This is a genomic window from Bacillus sp. JJ1562 (assembly GCF_036962705.1).
Classification (GTDB): Bacteria; Bacillota; Bacilli; order Bacillales; family Bacillaceae_L; genus Ferdinandcohnia.
Genome location: NZ_JBALOQ010000007.1, coordinates 131,096 through 147,593, shown reverse-complemented (window position 1 = coordinate 147,593; position 16,498 = coordinate 131,096). Strand labels below are relative to the sequence as shown.

At 36.7% G+C, this 16,498-nt stretch carries 12 protein-coding genes; 9 read left to right on the top strand and 3 right to left on the bottom strand.

Translation table 11 applies throughout. The annotated features are described in order from the left end of the window. Positions 1-352 precede the first annotated feature (352 nt). Positions 353-2,434 (bottom strand): PBP1A family penicillin-binding protein, encoded by a 2,082-nt coding sequence (locus V7097_RS05480; protein WP_438824201.1) that lies wholly within the window; start codon positions 2,432-2,434, stop codon positions 353-355. 260 nt (positions 2,435-2,694) lie between these two features. On the opposite strand from V7097_RS05480, the gene V7097_RS05475 reads away from it, so the two are divergent. Next, the gene (locus V7097_RS05475; protein ID WP_335702592.1) at positions 2,695-3,651 is read left to right on the top strand and encodes a D-2-hydroxyacid dehydrogenase family protein; all 957 of its coding nucleotides are present in this window, start codon (positions 2,695-2,697) and stop codon (positions 3,649-3,651) included. 255 nt (positions 3,652-3,906) lie between these two features. Continuing rightward, positions 3,907-5,328, top strand: a complete 1,422-nt coding sequence (locus V7097_RS05470; RefSeq protein WP_335702591.1) for an aldehyde dehydrogenase family protein — start codon at positions 3,907-3,909, stop codon at positions 5,326-5,328. A 40-nt stretch (positions 5,329-5,368) separates the two neighbouring features. Here the strand turns inward: V7097_RS05470 and V7097_RS05465 are convergent, their stop codons facing one another. After that, entirely contained in the window at positions 5,369-6,511 is a 1,143-nt protein-coding gene (locus V7097_RS05465; protein ID WP_335702590.1) for an MFS transporter, read from the bottom strand. Positions 6,512-6,564: 53 nt separating this feature from the next. After that, positions 6,565-7,179: an RraA family protein gene (locus tag V7097_RS05460; protein WP_335702589.1), complete on the bottom strand. Its 615-nt coding sequence runs from the start codon at positions 7,177-7,179 to the stop codon at positions 6,565-6,567. A gap of 161 nt (positions 7,180-7,340) precedes the next feature. On the opposite strand from V7097_RS05460, the gene V7097_RS05455 reads away from it, so the two are divergent. From V7097_RS05455 to V7097_RS05425, 7 genes are all read left to right on the top strand, one after another. Beyond that, positions 7,341-8,213, top strand: coding sequence for a LysR family transcriptional regulator (locus tag V7097_RS05455; RefSeq protein WP_335702588.1), 873 nt, complete (start codon positions 7,341-7,343; stop codon positions 8,211-8,213). 182 nt (positions 8,214-8,395) lie between these two features. After that, positions 8,396-9,541 (top strand): PrpF domain-containing protein, encoded by a 1,146-nt coding sequence (locus V7097_RS05450; protein ID WP_335702587.1) that lies wholly within the window; start codon positions 8,396-8,398, stop codon positions 9,539-9,541. 17 nt (positions 9,542-9,558) lie between these two features. Next, the gene (gene acnA / locus V7097_RS05445) at positions 9,559-12,291 is read left to right on the top strand and encodes an aconitate hydratase AcnA (RefSeq protein WP_335702586.1); all 2,733 of its coding nucleotides are present in this window, start codon (positions 9,559-9,561) and stop codon (positions 12,289-12,291) included. Between the two features lie 87 nt (positions 12,292-12,378). Beyond that, positions 12,379-14,013 (top strand): sensor histidine kinase, encoded by a 1,635-nt coding sequence (locus V7097_RS05440; RefSeq protein WP_335702585.1) that lies wholly within the window; start codon positions 12,379-12,381, stop codon positions 14,011-14,013. Between the two features lie 11 nt (positions 14,014-14,024). Next, positions 14,025-14,702: a response regulator gene (locus V7097_RS05435; protein ID WP_335702584.1), complete on the top strand. Its 678-nt coding sequence runs from the start codon at positions 14,025-14,027 to the stop codon at positions 14,700-14,702. A gap of 233 nt (positions 14,703-14,935) precedes the next feature. Next, complete coding sequence (locus V7097_RS05430) at positions 14,936-15,979, top strand: tripartite tricarboxylate transporter substrate binding protein (protein ID WP_335702583.1); 1,044 nt, start codon at positions 14,936-14,938, stop codon at positions 15,977-15,979. A 64-nt stretch (positions 15,980-16,043) separates the two neighbouring features. After that, the gene (locus tag V7097_RS05425; RefSeq protein ID WP_335702582.1) at positions 16,044-16,493 is read left to right on the top strand and encodes a tripartite tricarboxylate transporter TctB family protein; all 450 of its coding nucleotides are present in this window, start codon (positions 16,044-16,046) and stop codon (positions 16,491-16,493) included. Positions 16,494-16,498: the final 5 nt, after the last annotated feature.

Genomic DNA, 16,498 nt, shown 5'->3' with positions numbered 1-16,498 from the left:
AGATACTAGGAGAATGATGTCCCCCGAAGCCCTGGAGGTCCACTGTATACCAGATACTAGGAGAATGATGTCACCCGAATCGCCGTGGAGGTCCACCGAATACCAGATACTAGGAGAATGATGACACCCGAATCGCTTTTGAGGTCCACCTAATACCAGATACTAGGAGATTGATGTCATCCGAATCGCCGTGGATGTCCACCAAATACCAGATGCCAGGAGATTGATGTCCCTCGAATCGCCGTGGATGTCCACCAAATACCAGATACTAGGAGGAAGTTGGCACTCGAACCGCCACCATTTGAAAAAAAAAAAGAGTATTGCTCGCTTATGAGCAATACTCTTTGTAAAATTAGTTTCCAAGTAATCCCTGTACTTTTTCTTTCACTTTTTGACTAACATCCTTAATGTCTTTTTTCGCCTCATCCAAAACGAGCTTCCATTTTGCACTTTCTTCTTTTAATGTTTCTTCAACTTTTTCTGCTTTTTGTTTAATTTCTTCTTTTGTGATTGTTTTTCGATCCTCTTGTCCGGAAAGCTTCGCATTAACGGAGACGACATCAAAGGAATCCACTTCCATCGAAGGGAGCATTTCCTCCATCATTGCCTTAAATATAGGAACGATATAATCTGAGCTGCTTCCTCGAATATAATGGGTTTTGTCTGTTTTGTCATAACCTAACCAAACGGCACCGACGAAATTAGGAGTATATCCTACAAACCATTGATCTTTTGTACCATTAATATCTTTATAAGGTAGCTGTGTTGATCCTGTTTTTCCTGCTAACTCAACATCAGCGATTTTTGTTCCCTTACCTGAACCTGTTTCAACAACGTTTAGAAGCATGGATGTCATATCATTGGCTACTTTTTTAGAAGTAACACGAGTTGTTTTGTGATTATGCTCTGCAATGACATTTCCGGTTGGGCCTACAATTTTTGAAATCAGATGTCCGTCTGGTCGTTTTCCATCATTTGCAAAAACAGAATAGGCTTCCGCAAGTTGTAAAGGTGAAGTGCCTTTATGCATACCGCCAAGTCCGATGCCGAGATACTTATCTTCTTCTGCAAAAGGAATACCAAATCTTCGTAAAGAATCCAGTCCTTTATCCAATCCAATTTGGTCTAACAGCCAAACTGTCGGTGCATTAAGGGAATCCTCTACTGCCTCATACATCTTTACCTCACCTTGGTATGTTTTTGAAAAATTCTCTGGTGTGTAATCGCCATAAGTTTTAAGCTCATCCTTGAGTACTGAAGTTACCTCATAGCCTGCTTCAAGTGCAGGAGTATAAACGGCTAATGGCTTTATCGTTGACCCTGGTTGTGCCTGCAAGTGAGTAGCACGATTAAAGCCACGGAATACATGTTCACCACGGCCTCCGACTAGACCAAGCACACCTCCAGTTTCAGGATGTAACATAACAGCGCCACTTTGCACGAGTACATCTGTACCTTTTGGGAAAAGGTAATCCATCTTATAGACAGCTTCAAGGGAGGATTGAATATGCTGATCCATTTCCGTATAGATTCGGTATCCACGTGTAAGGATTTCCTCTTGTGTTAGACCATATTTATTAATGGCTTCATCAAGAACGGCATCTACATAATAAGGATAGCTTCTTTTAATATAACTTCCGCCACCATCCTCAAGCTGGATTTCGTCATTTTTTGCTTGTGCATATTCATCATCCGTTATCATCTTTAATTCATGCATTTTTAATAAAACTGTATTTCTTCTCTTGATGGCTCTATCGTAATTTCGATAAGGGTCTAATGCAGAAGGAGCTTGGAGAACTCCAGCTAACATTGCTGCCTCACTAATAGATACATTTCCAATATCTTTATTAAAATATTTTTTAGAAGCCTGGCTAATTCCCCATGATCCATTTCCGAAGAATACCTGATTCAAATACATTTGCAAAATTTCATCCTTGGAATAATGCTTTTCAATTTCTAACGCTAAGAAGAGCTCCTCAATTTTCCGTTTATAGGTCTGCTCAGGTGAGAGAAGGGCATTCTTTGTCAGCTGCTGAGTGATCGTACTTCCTCCACCAGTGATTCTTCCAGCAAATAGATTATTAAAAAAGGCACGCATGATCCCTTTAATATCAAAGCCGTTATGGCTATAAAATCGTTCATCTTCAATTGCTATGACTGCATTTTTTACATGGTCGGGTAGGTCTTCAACCATTACACCTTCCGTTCGATTTGTCACAATATTACTTGCTACTGCACCGTCTTTATCATAAATAACAGTCGATTGCCGCAAACCATCCTTTAATGACTGAACGTTTGCTTGAGTTGCCATGAATGCAAAGAAAAGCATGGATACAAGAATAAAGACTAACATAATTAGCAATAAAATTTTCGTAAGATGCTTCTCACGCCAAAATCGTTTAATAGATTCCCAGCCTCGTTTTATATATGGCATTATTTTTTCAAATAAACCTCTCATATTTGTTTCTCCAATCGTAAGGATACTGAACCTCTATTTTATAACAGATCATCGAATATGAAAAATAAAAACAAAAAAATCAAGAAATCATAGTTATTTTCTACTGGAAGACACAAGCATAATGATTAGCAATGTCTAAGTTATTATGAATGTATTATAATTTTTCTCATTCGTTTGCAACTATTGTTTAATATAATAAGTAATAAGGACAGTTATGAAATAAGGGGGTATTGTATATGAAATGTGTAATACTAGATGATTATCAAAATGTTGCACTACAATTGGTGGATTGGTCTTTGATTTCCAATGAAGTAAAAATCACAAGCATTAACAAACATATTTATAATGAAGATGAACTTGTTGAGTCTATTATAGACTATGAAATTATCATTATTATGCGGGAACGTACACCATTTCCAGCCTCACTTTTAAAACGTCTGCCAAATTTAAAACTATTAATCACGTCTGGTATGAGAAATGCATCTATTAACATGAATGTCGCAACAACATTAGGGATTACGGTTTGTGGAACGGCAAGTAGTTCACAGCCACCAACTGAGCTTGCCTGGTCTTTGATTTTGGGTCTGTCGAGAAACATAGTACAAGAGAGCCAAACACTTAGGTCAAATGGACCATGGCAATCAACAATAGGAACAGACTTATATGGAAAAAAACTAGGTTTAATTGGTCTTGGGAAAATTGGTAGCAGAATGGCGCAAATTGGAAAAGCATTTGGGATGGAAATTATTGCATGGAGTCAAAACCTCACAAAAGAGAGAACCGACGAGATTGGTGTAGATAAGGCTGATTTATTGGAAGAATTATTGGAAAAAAGTGATATTGTTTCAATCCATTTAGTACTTAGTGACCGAACAAGAAATTTAATTAGGGAAAAGGAATTACAATTAATGAAAAGAGATGCCTTTCTCATTAATACTTCAAGAGCGGCAATCGTCAATCAGGAGGACCTTGTAGTTGCTTTAAAAAATAACTGGATCGCGGGTGCAGGGCTCGATGTATACGAACAGGAACCGTTGCCAGAAAATCATAGTTTTCGAGAATTACCTAATGTGTTAGCTCTACCACATTTAGGGTATGTGACTAGGGCAAACTATGAAACTTATTTTAGGGAAGCAGTTGAAGATATACAGGCATTTCTTAGAGGGGAACCAATTAGAGTATTAAAGTCGTAATAGGTAAGAGTAGTTATGCATTATACATACCCGCCCATTTATTTAAAAAGCAGAAAAATTAATCTACTTCATAATATTACAATCTATTAATTTAGGAATAATACGTTTTTGTATGCCTATTAATAATTAAACTGAATAAACTGTAGGAGAACGTCTATAAGATGACTCAACAGAGCTTATGGGTGAACCAGAATCCGGGGAATCAAACAAACCACAACAAACTATTTAATAACGAATTATAAGGGAGGCTAAATAATGGAAAAACAAAAATTGTTTATTAACGGAAATTGGGAGGAAGGCATCGAGTACGAGGAATTACGCTCACCGTATAATCAAGATATCATTGGGATGATTCCATTAGCCACTAAAGAGCAAGTAGAAAACGCAATTGTGAGTGCACAACAAGCCTCAAAACCAATGCGAAATTTAACATCATTCGAGCGTGCAGAAATTCTTGAAAAAGTATCCAACCTGTTCACAGAAAGATTAGAAGAATGTGCCCTCATAATAGCATCTGAAAATGCCAAACCATTAAAAGCTGCAAGAGCAGAAATCATCAGAACGGCGGAAACCTATAAATTTGCAGCAGAGGAAGCAAAACGACTTCACGGGGAAACCGTACCACTCGATGCTGCAAAAAGTGGAAAAGGTCGATTTGGTTACACAAAAAGAGAACCACTTGGTGTTATCGCAGCTATCACCCCCTTTAACTTTCCCTTTAACCTAGTAGCGCATAAGCTTGGTCCAGCTTTTGCTGCAGGAAACACAGTTGTTTTAAAGCCAGCATCACAAACACCACTGAGCGCTATTATGACTGCAAAATTATTTGAAGAAGCTGGACTACCAAAAGGAGCACTTAATGTTGTAACAGGTAAAGGTAGTATCGTAGGGGACATTCTTGTTCAGGATCATCGTGTGAAAATGATTACTTTCACAGGTAGTGTACCGGTCGGAACGCGGATTAAAGAAAAAGCGGGACTTAAGCGAGTGACATTAGAATTAGGCTCAAATGCAGCTGTTATCATTGACAGTACAGATGATTTAGAGACGACAGCTGCAAGATGCGCGGAAGGAGCATTCAATTTTGCAGGGCAGGTTTGTATATCAGTTCAGCGTATTTATGTAAATGAATATTTATTTGAAGAATTTATTGAAAAAATGAAGCACTTCACAAGTAAATTAATTCTTGGTAATCCTAAATCAGAAGATACAGACGTGTCAGCCCTTATCCATTCACACGAAATGGTTCGAATTGAAAATTGGGTAAAAGAAGCTGAGGAAGCTGGAGCAAAAGTTGTCCTTGGTGGAAAGCGTGTAGGAGCAGTTTTCCAGCCGACTATTTTAGAGAATACCGCTGAAAATCTGGCTATTTCTTGTAATGAAGCATTTGGTCCAGTTGTTTCCGTTAATTCCTATAAATCATGGGATGAGGCTATCAAGCTAGTCAATGACTCAGAATATGGATTACAGGCAGGAGTTTACACAACAAATATTCAAAAAGCATTTGAAGCTGCCGACCGTTTGGAGGTTGGTGGAGTCATCATTAATGATATTCCAACCTTTAGAGTAGATAATATGCCATATGGCGGTGTTAAAAATAGCGGCGTTGGAAAAGAAGGAATTAAATATTCTACTGAGGAAATGACAGAGTTAAAATTTGTATCATTTAAACTTTAAATAAACAAAGCCTGCAGCTAACACTGTAGGCTTTTACATTCTAAGAAGCTAGTTTATTTTTCTTTTTAGGCTTAATGGCAAACAAACCGCCAAGTAAAAACGTACCACTAATAAAAAATACGGAAAAAATTCCAGTCCAAGAACCAACTAAACCAAAGAAGACTGGGGCAATTAACTGAGACAAGCGATTAGAAGCAAGACGTAAGCCGAGGACCTCACCTGTTCTTGATATTGGTGACGCATTATAGGTAGTTGTCATCGAAAGCGGTTGACCACATCCGAGACCAAGTCCCATAATGGCACTTAGGGCACCTAATAAAATCACATTTCCAGTAAAAGGAACTAACAAAAACGAAATTCCAGCCATAAAAACAGAAGCAATTAATACGCAGTCCCTTCCATGCTTTTCTGTAAGTGCAGGTAACAAAAATCGAACAATAATAATAGCAAAGCCTTGAATTGCAATAATCCAACCAATCATTGATGTAGTAATACCATACTGCTTTGCAAATAGGGGAAAATAAGCGATGAAAATATCCCTTGAATAAAGAACAAGAGCACTGGCTATTAATGCTTTTCGTAAAATAGGTATTTTTAATAAGCTAACAGATGAATTAAGACTAATTTTTTTAACTTCTCCATTTCTCTTAATAACTGGAATGAATAACGACATTATCATTGGAACGATAATGATAAACATGGAGGCAAAGAAAACGGATGAATATGAAATATGTTCTCCCATGTAGCCCGCAACTACAGGTCCAATCATAGAGCCAAAAGCTACAACCATTCCAAAATAACTATAATAACGATCACGGTTATTTTCATTTGAGATGTTTCCTAAAAGATTTTGAAGAGATACATTTATAAAAATAGTTGAGACACCTACGATTAACTGAGAAATATACAATGAAATTAGAGACGGGAAGTAAAATGGAATCGCCATACCGGCCGCAATTCCTAATAGTCCGACTATAACTGGCAATCTATCACCAATCTTATCCGCAATCCTCCCAGCATGAATCGCAAATATTAATGGAAAAAATGCATAAACAGCAGTCAACATACCAATATCAAAAGTTGAGGCCCCCATATCTGTAGCATACAAAGAGATAATTGCTCTAGTCATATTCATTACGGTTTGAAAAAATAAAACGATTAAAAAAATAACATTAACAACCATCAAGATTACCCTCTCACTCTATAAATTTAAAATCATGTTGAATTAAGGAGATATTAGGTTAAAATGTTATCGATATATGTTTTTACTAATGTGGAATTCCCTAAAGTTTTATTTGCACGGCGGATGTCCTTTTCTAATTTTTCCTTTGACTTTTGAACTACATCTTTTTCAATGTTTTTTGGAATTACCACGACACCATCAGCATCACCGACAATAATATCACCAGGATGAATTGAAGCACCTCCACAGGAAATTGGCACATTTAATTGACCTTCTCCAAATTTACCTGAAGCTGCGACTGTTGTACCTTTACAAAATACAGGGAAGTTTAGTTTTTTAATACCATTAATGTCACGTATTACACCATCGACAACTATTCCACCAAGTCCCAGTGTTTTAGCCATCCCAACTACAAAATCACCTGCAATGGCTCGGTGAGTATCCCCTTTAGCATCCACGACTAAAACATCACCAGGCTTCGCTTCTTTAATGCCTTTCAGTACCATATAATTATCGCCAACAGGCATTTTAACCGTAAAAGCCCTACCTACTAAGTGATAGTTGTCATTTAGTGGCTTAATCGATGAATGTATATTACCCAGTTCGTTCATTGCATCAGAGATACAAGTAGTTGGTAAATATTGAAATTCAGTTAATATTTCCTCCATTTTTTAACACCCCATATTTAAAGTTCGATTCCTTATTATCAGAACCTTAATTATATTTTGAAAACCTTTTAAAAAAATATAGTATAGTAATACATATAAGTAAAATACTGTATTTTGATAGTTAGCCATAATCAAAATGAATATCTAATAAGGGGAATGCTATGAGAAGTCAGGATTGGGAAATCTTAAAGGTTTTATTTGAAAATAAAAATATCACAAAAACCGCTCAAAGCTTATATCTTTCTCAGCCAGCACTTACAAACCGAATACAACAAATTGAAAAGGAATTTGGTACGAAAATTATTAACAGAGGAAGAAGAGGAGTCCATTTTACGCCACAAGGGGAATATTTAGCAAAGTGTGCAGAACAGATGGTTCGAAAGTTACAAGAAATTAAAGAAAATTTATCCAATATGGACAATAACGTAGTAGGGACAATTAAGTTTGGTGTTTCTAGTTATTTTACAAAATATAAGCTTCCCAAGCTATTACGGCTTTTTAAAAATCAGTACCCTAATGTTGAGTTTCAGGTTACAACTGGATGGAGTAGAGATATGTTTAATGCCTTATATAATAAAGATGTGCACATTGCATTTGTGCGCGGAGATTATCATTGGCAAGGGCAGAAACAGCTTTTATTTGAGGAACAGCTGTGTATTGCCTCAAAAACTGAAGTGAATGTGGAAGAACTTCCGAATTTACCAAGAATCGATTACAAAACAGATAATCTACTAAAATCACTTGTTGATAATTGGTGGTCAGAGAATTACTCAAAACCACCATTGATAACGATGGAGGTGGATCAAGTTGATACCTGTAAGGAAATGGTAGCGAATGGATTAGGATATGCGATTATGCCAGGAATGATATTAAATGGGCTGGAAGGAATACATAAAATTAATTTGAATGATCAAGATGGTATGCCACTACTACGAAAAACTTGGATGTTTTACCATGATGAGGCACTCGAATTAAATGTTATCCAAGCATTTGTTGCATTTATTAAAAGCTTAAATATTGAAGAGACTCTTTGAAGTATAGGTGAGAATAACTTTATTGCGCATTTGCGTAATAAAGTTATTCTTTTTTTGTTTTTAGATATTGAGAAATACTATGGCTGACCATAATTTATTCGTATTTTAGTTATATCTAAATTCAGACTATTATGTAAGTATTAGATGTTGAATCAAAATCTTATTAAAGTTAACTAAGGGAGTTGATTATCATTTCACAGTTTTCAATACCTTGTGTGGTTTACCGTGGTGGCACAAGTAGAGGAATTTTTTTTAATAAGAAGGACTTACCAAAGGATATAGATGCGAAAAAGAACATTTTTATGGCAGGAATTGATGCATACAATCCATCCCAGGTTAATGGTTTAGGAAGTGGAACGTCACATACTAGTAAGGTATGCGTTATTGGGAAATCAATAGGATCTGCAGATATAGATTACACTTTTTACCAAATTGGGATAGGAGAAGAGCTTGTTGATGACAAGGGTACATGTGGAAATCTAATGGCAGCAGTGGGGGCATATGCAGTTGATGAGGGATTGGTCAGTGTCGATAGTTCTCAAAAGTCCGTTAAGGTAACTGTATGTAATACAAATATTAATAAAATGCTTACCATTCATGTTCCCGTAGCAGGGGGGAAAGCGAAAGTAAATGGTGATTTCTCCGTCCCTGGATTGAAACTGCCTGGAGCAAAATTTTCAGTGAATATTCTTGAGCCTGGTGGGGGGAAAACAGGTTCTACATTACCTAGCGGCGCTAGTTTTTTGCTTCAAACTGGAGAAAAATCCTATAACGTTTCGTTCGTTGATGTAGTTAACCCATTTGTATTTGTGTTAGCTTCTGAACTAGGAATTAAAGGAACAGAAAAGAATGATGTATTATCTCAGAATCATGAATTATTAAAGGAAATCGAAAATATTCGATTACATGCTGCCGTAGCTGCAGGAATGTCCCCCTCACTTGAGGCGGCAAAGGAAACACCATCTGTTCCGAAAATAGCAATCATCGAAGAATCACAGGATTATGTAACAAGTTCTGGTACTGTTGTGAAAGCTGAAGAAGTGGACATTGTAGCAAAGATGCTTTCAATGGGGAAATTTCACCGCACATTTGCTGGAAGTGGCCTTTATTGTATCGCGGCAGCGGCTTTACTTCCAAATACAATTGTTAATCAATATGCAAGGAAGAAAGAGATAAAAGAAGAAATGATTCGAGTCGGACATCCCGATGGAATTGCCGAGGTTAAAGTAGGATTAACTGAAGATAAAACAGATGTTGCATATGTTGGATTAGAACGTACAGCTAGAAGGATTATTAAAGGCGATTTATTTATTCCTGAATTCAAGTAAATTAAAGGGGAGAGAAAATGTGTAAGGACTTTGATGTTACGGAAATACAGTCAACGTTTCAGTTAATTGGGAAAGATTATAAATTTTATAAGTTGGAAGCTTTAGAGAAAATGGGAATAGGTGTTATTTCACGGTTACCCTTTACAATTAAGATTTTACTAGAATCTGTATTGAGACAATTTGACGGAAAGATAGTAAAAAGGGAGCATATAGAATTACTTGCGAAATGGGAAAAGAGTAGAGGTAAAGGGAATGAGACAATCCCGTTTTTACCAACACGGATTGTCCTACAGGATTTTACAGGTGTACCAGTGGTAGTTGATCTTGCATCTCTTAGACAGGCAATCGTTGATAGGGGTGGAAATCCTGAACAAATTAATCCTAAGATTCCCGTTGATCTAGTTATCGACCATGCAGAACAAGTAGATAAATTTGGTTCACATGATGCTTTAGCTTATAATGTTGACCGCGGTTTTGAGCTAAATTATGAAAGATATAAATTTTTTAAATGGGGTACCCAATCATTTTCAAAATTCCGAGCTATTCCACCTTCAACAGCGATCATTCACCAGGCGAACCTTGAGTATTTAGCATCTGTCGTTCAATCAGAAAGAGAGGTTGATGGACGATATATCGCTTACCCGGATACTTGTTTTGGAACAGATTCTCATACTCCAATGGTAAATGGAATTGGTGTTTTGGGGTGGGGTGTTGGTGGTATTGAAGCAGAAGCGGCAATGCTTGGTCAGCCGTCTTTTATTCCAATTCCTGAAGTAATTGGGGTGCGTCTGAAGGGAAAACTACCTTCTGTGACTACAGCTACCGATTTAGCACTCTATTTAACCAATCTTTTACGAAAGAGAAAAGTAGTTGGTAAATTTGTAGAATTTTTTGGTGAAGGAGTTTCAAGTCTGTCAGTAGCAGATCGTGCAACTGTTTCGAATATGTCACCAGAGAATGGCGCCACCGTCACGATATTTCCAATCGATAAAGAAACATTACACTATTTAAAATTAACTGGAAGAACTGAAGAACAAGTACAACTTGTGGAGATGTATTGTATGGAAAATGGACTATTCTACTCCCCTGATGAAATTGAGCCAGTTTATACAGACGTAATTGAGCTCAATCTGTCAGAGGTAGAGACTTATGTATCCGGTCCCAAGCGACCACAAGATTTAAATCGGCTATCAGAGATAAAACCAGCTTTTCGAAATGCATTAACTCATGAACGTGGGAATCATGGCTATGGTCTTGATTTTGATGAGGCAGATAAAAGGGCTGTCATCAAGCATATAAATGGTCAAGAATCCGAAATCAAAACAGGCGATATTGTACTAGCAGCCATTACAAGTTGTACAAATACATCGAATCCAAGTGTAATGATCGCAGCGGGACTATTAGCAAAAAAAGCAGTAGAAAAAGGACTTCAAGTACCGCCATACGTAAAAACGAGTTTATCCCCAGGTTCAAGGGTAGTAGCAGAATATTTACGAAAAGCTCATTTACTTGAACCATTAGAAAAGCTTGGATTTTATTTGGTTGGTTTTGGATGTACAACCTGTGTTGGAAATTCAGGTCCACTTCCGGAAGAGGTTGAAAAAGCAATTAAGGATTATAATTTGATAGTATCTGGGGTTTTGTCTGGGAACAGAAACTTTGAGGGACGTATCCATCCACTTATTAAAGCAAATTATCTGGCTTCCCCGCCATTAGTGGTGGCATACGCTCTTGCTGGTACAATCGATATTAATCTTAGGACGGATACAATAGGTAAGGATGTCTTAGGAAAAGACATATATCTAGACGATATTTGGCCATCAGATAGCGAGATACAGAAGATTATCACAAAAGAACTTACACCGCAATTGTTTAGAGAAAATAATGAGTTCATTTTCACTGGAAATGAATCATGGAATAGTCTAAAAACAGATGAAGGCTTACTTTACAACTGGGAAGGACAGTCTACTTATCTTCAAAATCCACCTTATTTTTCAGATGTGAAATCGGGGCAAAGCGATATTGTTCCATTAAATGGTCTACGAGTCTTGGCTAAGTTAGGTGATTCAATTACGACGGATCATATTTCGCCGGCTGGAGGTACAATCCCAATCAATAGTGTTGCTGGAAGGTATTTAAAGGATAAGGGTGTGGATCCTAAGGAATTTAGCTCGTATGGAGCACGAAGAGGGAACCATGAAGTAATGATACGTGGTGGCTTTTCAAATATTCGTCTTAAAAATCAAGTCGCACCTGGGACTGAGGGTGGTTACACAACGTATTTTCCAACTGGAGAAGTAATGCCTATTTATGACGCTGCAATGCAATATCAACATAGTCAAACGGGATTGCTTATAATTGCTGGGGTCGACTATGGGATGGGGAGCTCACGAGATTGGGCTGCTAAAGCTACCAAGCTATTAGGAGTTCAGGCTGTTTTATCAGAAAGCTACGAGCGTATTCACCGTAGTAATTTAGCACTTATGGGTGTCCTCCCGCTTCAATTTCAAGAAGGACAAAACGCGGACACTTTGGGATTAACGAGTAGAGAGATATACAATATAGACATTCGTGATCATTTACAGCCAGGACAATTGATTACGATTAAAGCAATTGCTGATTTAGGTGAAACAAAGGAGTTTCAAGTAATTGCTCGTTTTGAAAGTGAAATAGAGATTGAGTACTACCGTCATGGTGGTGTCCTTCAAATGGTACTTCATAAAGAGGTTCATAATAAAACAGAAGTATAAATCGATACCCTTTTCTTCGGAAGAGGGTTTTTTTATCTCAAAATAGTTAACTAATGTTCTTGATTAATTCTGACTATTCAGCATAAAATGAGAATAAAGACTCTATCTAAAGTAGAAGGGGATGTGCTCATCTTGAGAGTCACATTACAAACGAAACTTCTAGTACTGATTATATCATTGCTATTATTTGTCATTGTTTTTTTAACAGTAATCTTTTCTTATTTTGAGTCAAAACAAACGGAGCAAAATATGGGCCAACTTGCTCTACAGGTCGCCACAACGGTTTCATTTATGCCGGATATTCAAGAAGCCTTTGAATTGGCAGACCCCGCAGAAGTCATTCAACCTATTGTTGAACAAATACGAGAAGAAGTAGGGGCGGAATTTATCATCGTAGGAAATAAGGATAGTGTTCGTTATTCGCACCCGCAGGAATGGAAAATAGGAAAAAAGATGGTTGGCGGCGATAATGATCAAGCTTTAATAGATGGTGAGTATTATACATCTAAGGCTATAGGCTCTTTAGGTCCGTCTTTACGTGGGAAAGCACCAATTTTTGATACAGAAGGGAATGTCATCGGAATTGTATCTGTTGGTTTCATGCAAGAGGATATACGCGCAGTAATTTCAAATAGATTAATTAAATATAGCCTGATTGCCTTTTTCGTATTGATACTTGGAATTGGTGGTGGGATTCTCCTAGCAAAAAATATCCGTAAAGATATTCTAGGGCTTGAACCACACCAAATTGCTTCTTTGTATAGAGAGCGAAATGCCATTTTATATTCGATAAAAGAAGGGATAATAGCTGTAGATGAGTATGGTAAAATAACCTTAATGAACAATACCGCACAAAATATTCTTGGAATTACAGAGGGTACTATAAATCAGCCAATAGAAGAAGTGATTCCAAATACTGAAATGTATCGGGTTCTGAAGTCAGGTTTGCTTGAAAGTGATCGAGAAATGATTCTAAAGGATCGAGTTGTCATTGTAAATAGGACACCGATCATCGAGAAAGATAGGATTGTAGGAGTAGTTGCAAGTTTTAGAGATAAAACAGAAATTACAAAAATGGTTAATACCCTTTCGGAGGTTCGAAAGTATTCTGAGGATTTGCGAGCACAGACGCATGAATTCACAAATAAGTTATACGCTTTATCGGGTTTACTCCAGTTAGGTGAATATCAAGAGGCAATCGATTTCATTCAAATGGAATCATCAAATCACCAAGTTCAAAGTAGAATTCTTTTCGAACAGATACTTGATCATAAAGTTCAAGCTATAATGCTTGGTAAAATTGGAAAAGCTTCGGAGCATAAAATAATTTTTACAATCGATCCTAATAGTTTTTTAAAACCGCTTCCAAAACATGTTGACTTATCGAAGTTAATTACGATTTTAGGAAATATAATTGATAACGCATTTGAAGAAGTAATGAAAAACAACGGTAAAAAAGAAGTTACTTTTTTCACAACGGATATCGGCAATGATATTGTTTTTGAAGTAGCAGATACAGGAAATGGCATCGATTTTGAAAAACAATCTGATATCTTCTCAATTGGCTTTTCAACTAAACACGGTAAAAATAGGGGATTCGGTTTAGCTAGTGTAAAGCAGGCCGTTACTGAATTAAAGGGAACAATTGAAATAAACAATGTGAGTGGTGGAGGAGCCGTTTTTTCAATCTTTATTCCTAAGGAAATGAAGAATGTAAGTTAAGGGGGTACAATATGATTCGAGTTGCGATTGCAGAAGATGATTTCAGAGTTGCATCAATCCATGAAAGGTTTCTAATGAAAATTGAAGGCGTTAAAGTGGTAGGGAAAACATTGACAGGGCAAGAAACTCTTAAGCTATTAGAGAAAGAAAAAGTGGAATTATTGCTTCTCGACATTTATATGCAGGATCAACTTGGAACTGATTTGCTACCGATTATAAGAAGTGACTTTCCACATATAGATGTCATTATGATTACGGCGGCCACTGAAAAAGAATTGGTTGAACGTTCGTTAAGAAATGGGGTCATCGATTACATCATAAAACCAGTTACGCTTGATCGATTTATTTCAACACTTGAAAATTATAAAAGGCGAAAACAGTTATTGGATGCTGAATCAGAAGTGAATCAACATGTAATAGACTCAATTTTCGGGAACTCACAACCACCTGTTAAACAAAATGAAGGTATGCCAAAAGGGATTGACCCTTTAACTTTACAAAAGGTGATTGATATCATGAAAACGGTTACGAATGGTATTTCTGCAGAAGAAATGGGAGAAAGAATGGGTGCTTCCAGAACAACTGCTAGACGATATTTAGAATATATCATTTCAACGGGTAAGGCTACAGCAGAACTCGAATATGGAATCGTAGGCAGACCAGAAAGAAAGTATCGGATTCTTTTGTAAGTACTACATAGGTAATTAGATAAAATTATAATTAAGAACTTAGAGAACATTCTCTAGGTTCTTTTTTTGGGGCAATTGTGAAGTTATTGTGAACAAAATGAACTTAATGTTCAAAAAACACATTAAATTCATTAAATTGAAAACGGTTACACAATAAAAAATGTCAGATATTATTTCTTTATTAAAGGAACTGCATAACCTTTAATAGTTTTTAAAAATAAGAGGGGGATTTTATGAAAAAAGTACTTTCTATTCTTTCGATCCTTTTAGTGTTATTTGTAGTGGCTTGTTCAAACAACTCAACTTCAAATAACTCAGGGGAAAAAGGAAACGATTCAGAAAAATCAGGTGACAACGAATCAGCGAAAAGTTGGGCACCAGAAAAAGCCATCGAAATTGTGGCTCCAGCTGGAGCAGGTGGCGGTTGGGATACAACTGCACGTATGGCTGCAAAAGTTTTTGAAGATGAAAAGATTATCGATCAAGGACTAGGGGTAGTTAATAAGCCTGGAGGTGGAGGCGCAGTTGCTTGGGCATACATCCATTCATTAAAGGATAGCCCATATAACTTATTTGTAACTTCACCGCCAATGTTATTAGTTCCACTAAATGGTCAATCTGAATTTGATTTTGAAGATTTTACTCCTATTGCAAACGTAATTGCTGACTATGCTGCAATTGCTGTTCGTGCAGATGCGAAGTGGAATAATCTTAATGAATTATTTGAAGATATGAAGAAAGATCCAGCAAGCGTTTCAGTAGTTGGTGCTTCCTCACCTGGAAGTATGGACCACATTCAATTTATTAAGGTTGCTAAGGCTGCTGGTGTAGATATTACAAAAATTAAATATGTATCAGACCAGGATGGCGGAGCGTTAACTCAGCTTTTAAATGGAAGTGTACAAGTTTTCTCTACAGGGGTTGCTGAAACTGTTGAACAGGTTAGAGCAGGGAAAATTAAGGTACTAGGTGTTACTTCTGAAGAACGTTTAGAAGGTGATGTATTAAAAGACTTCCCAACTGTCTTAGAACAGGATATTGACGCAACATTTGTAAACTGGAGAGGTTTCTTCGGAACACCTGATATGGATCCAGCTGCAGTTAAGTATTACGAAGAGAAATTTAAAGAATTAAGTGAATCAGATGCATGGGCAGACATTCGTAAGCAATATGGATGGGCTCCAATGTATATGAATCATGAAGAATACAAGAAATTCCTAGCTGAAGAAAGAGATTCCATGAAAGCGCTTCTTGATGAACTTGGATTAGGAAAGTAATATTTGTCAAGATAGGAGCCGATGAAAAAAATCATTGGCTCCTTTTAAAAAAGGTGGTGCACATATGTTAAATACCGTTAATAAAAAAATATCACTTGTTCTAACTTTAGTATCAATAGGATATTTAGTGTTAGCTTTTAGTTTACCTGCTTATCCTTATGTTCCAGTTGATTCAGATGCAGTACCTATTACATTAGGTTTTATATTATTATTCCTAGCGATTTTACTATATTTTCAAAAAGATAATCATACACAAGATAAGACAAAAATTCCAAATAGTGAAAAGAAAGTAATCCTCACGGTCCTTGGGTTTGTACTACTATTTATTATTCTTCTTGAATTTTTAGGGTTCATATTGACAACGGCAATCTTTATTTTTGGAAACTCATGGTTTTTGGGATATAAAAAGTGGAAAAGTAACTTAATCGTTTCTCTAGCTATCCCTCTAGCAATCTACTTTTTGTTTAGCAAATTCTTACAAATCGCACTACCACAAGGTATATTGCCTTTCTAGAAAGG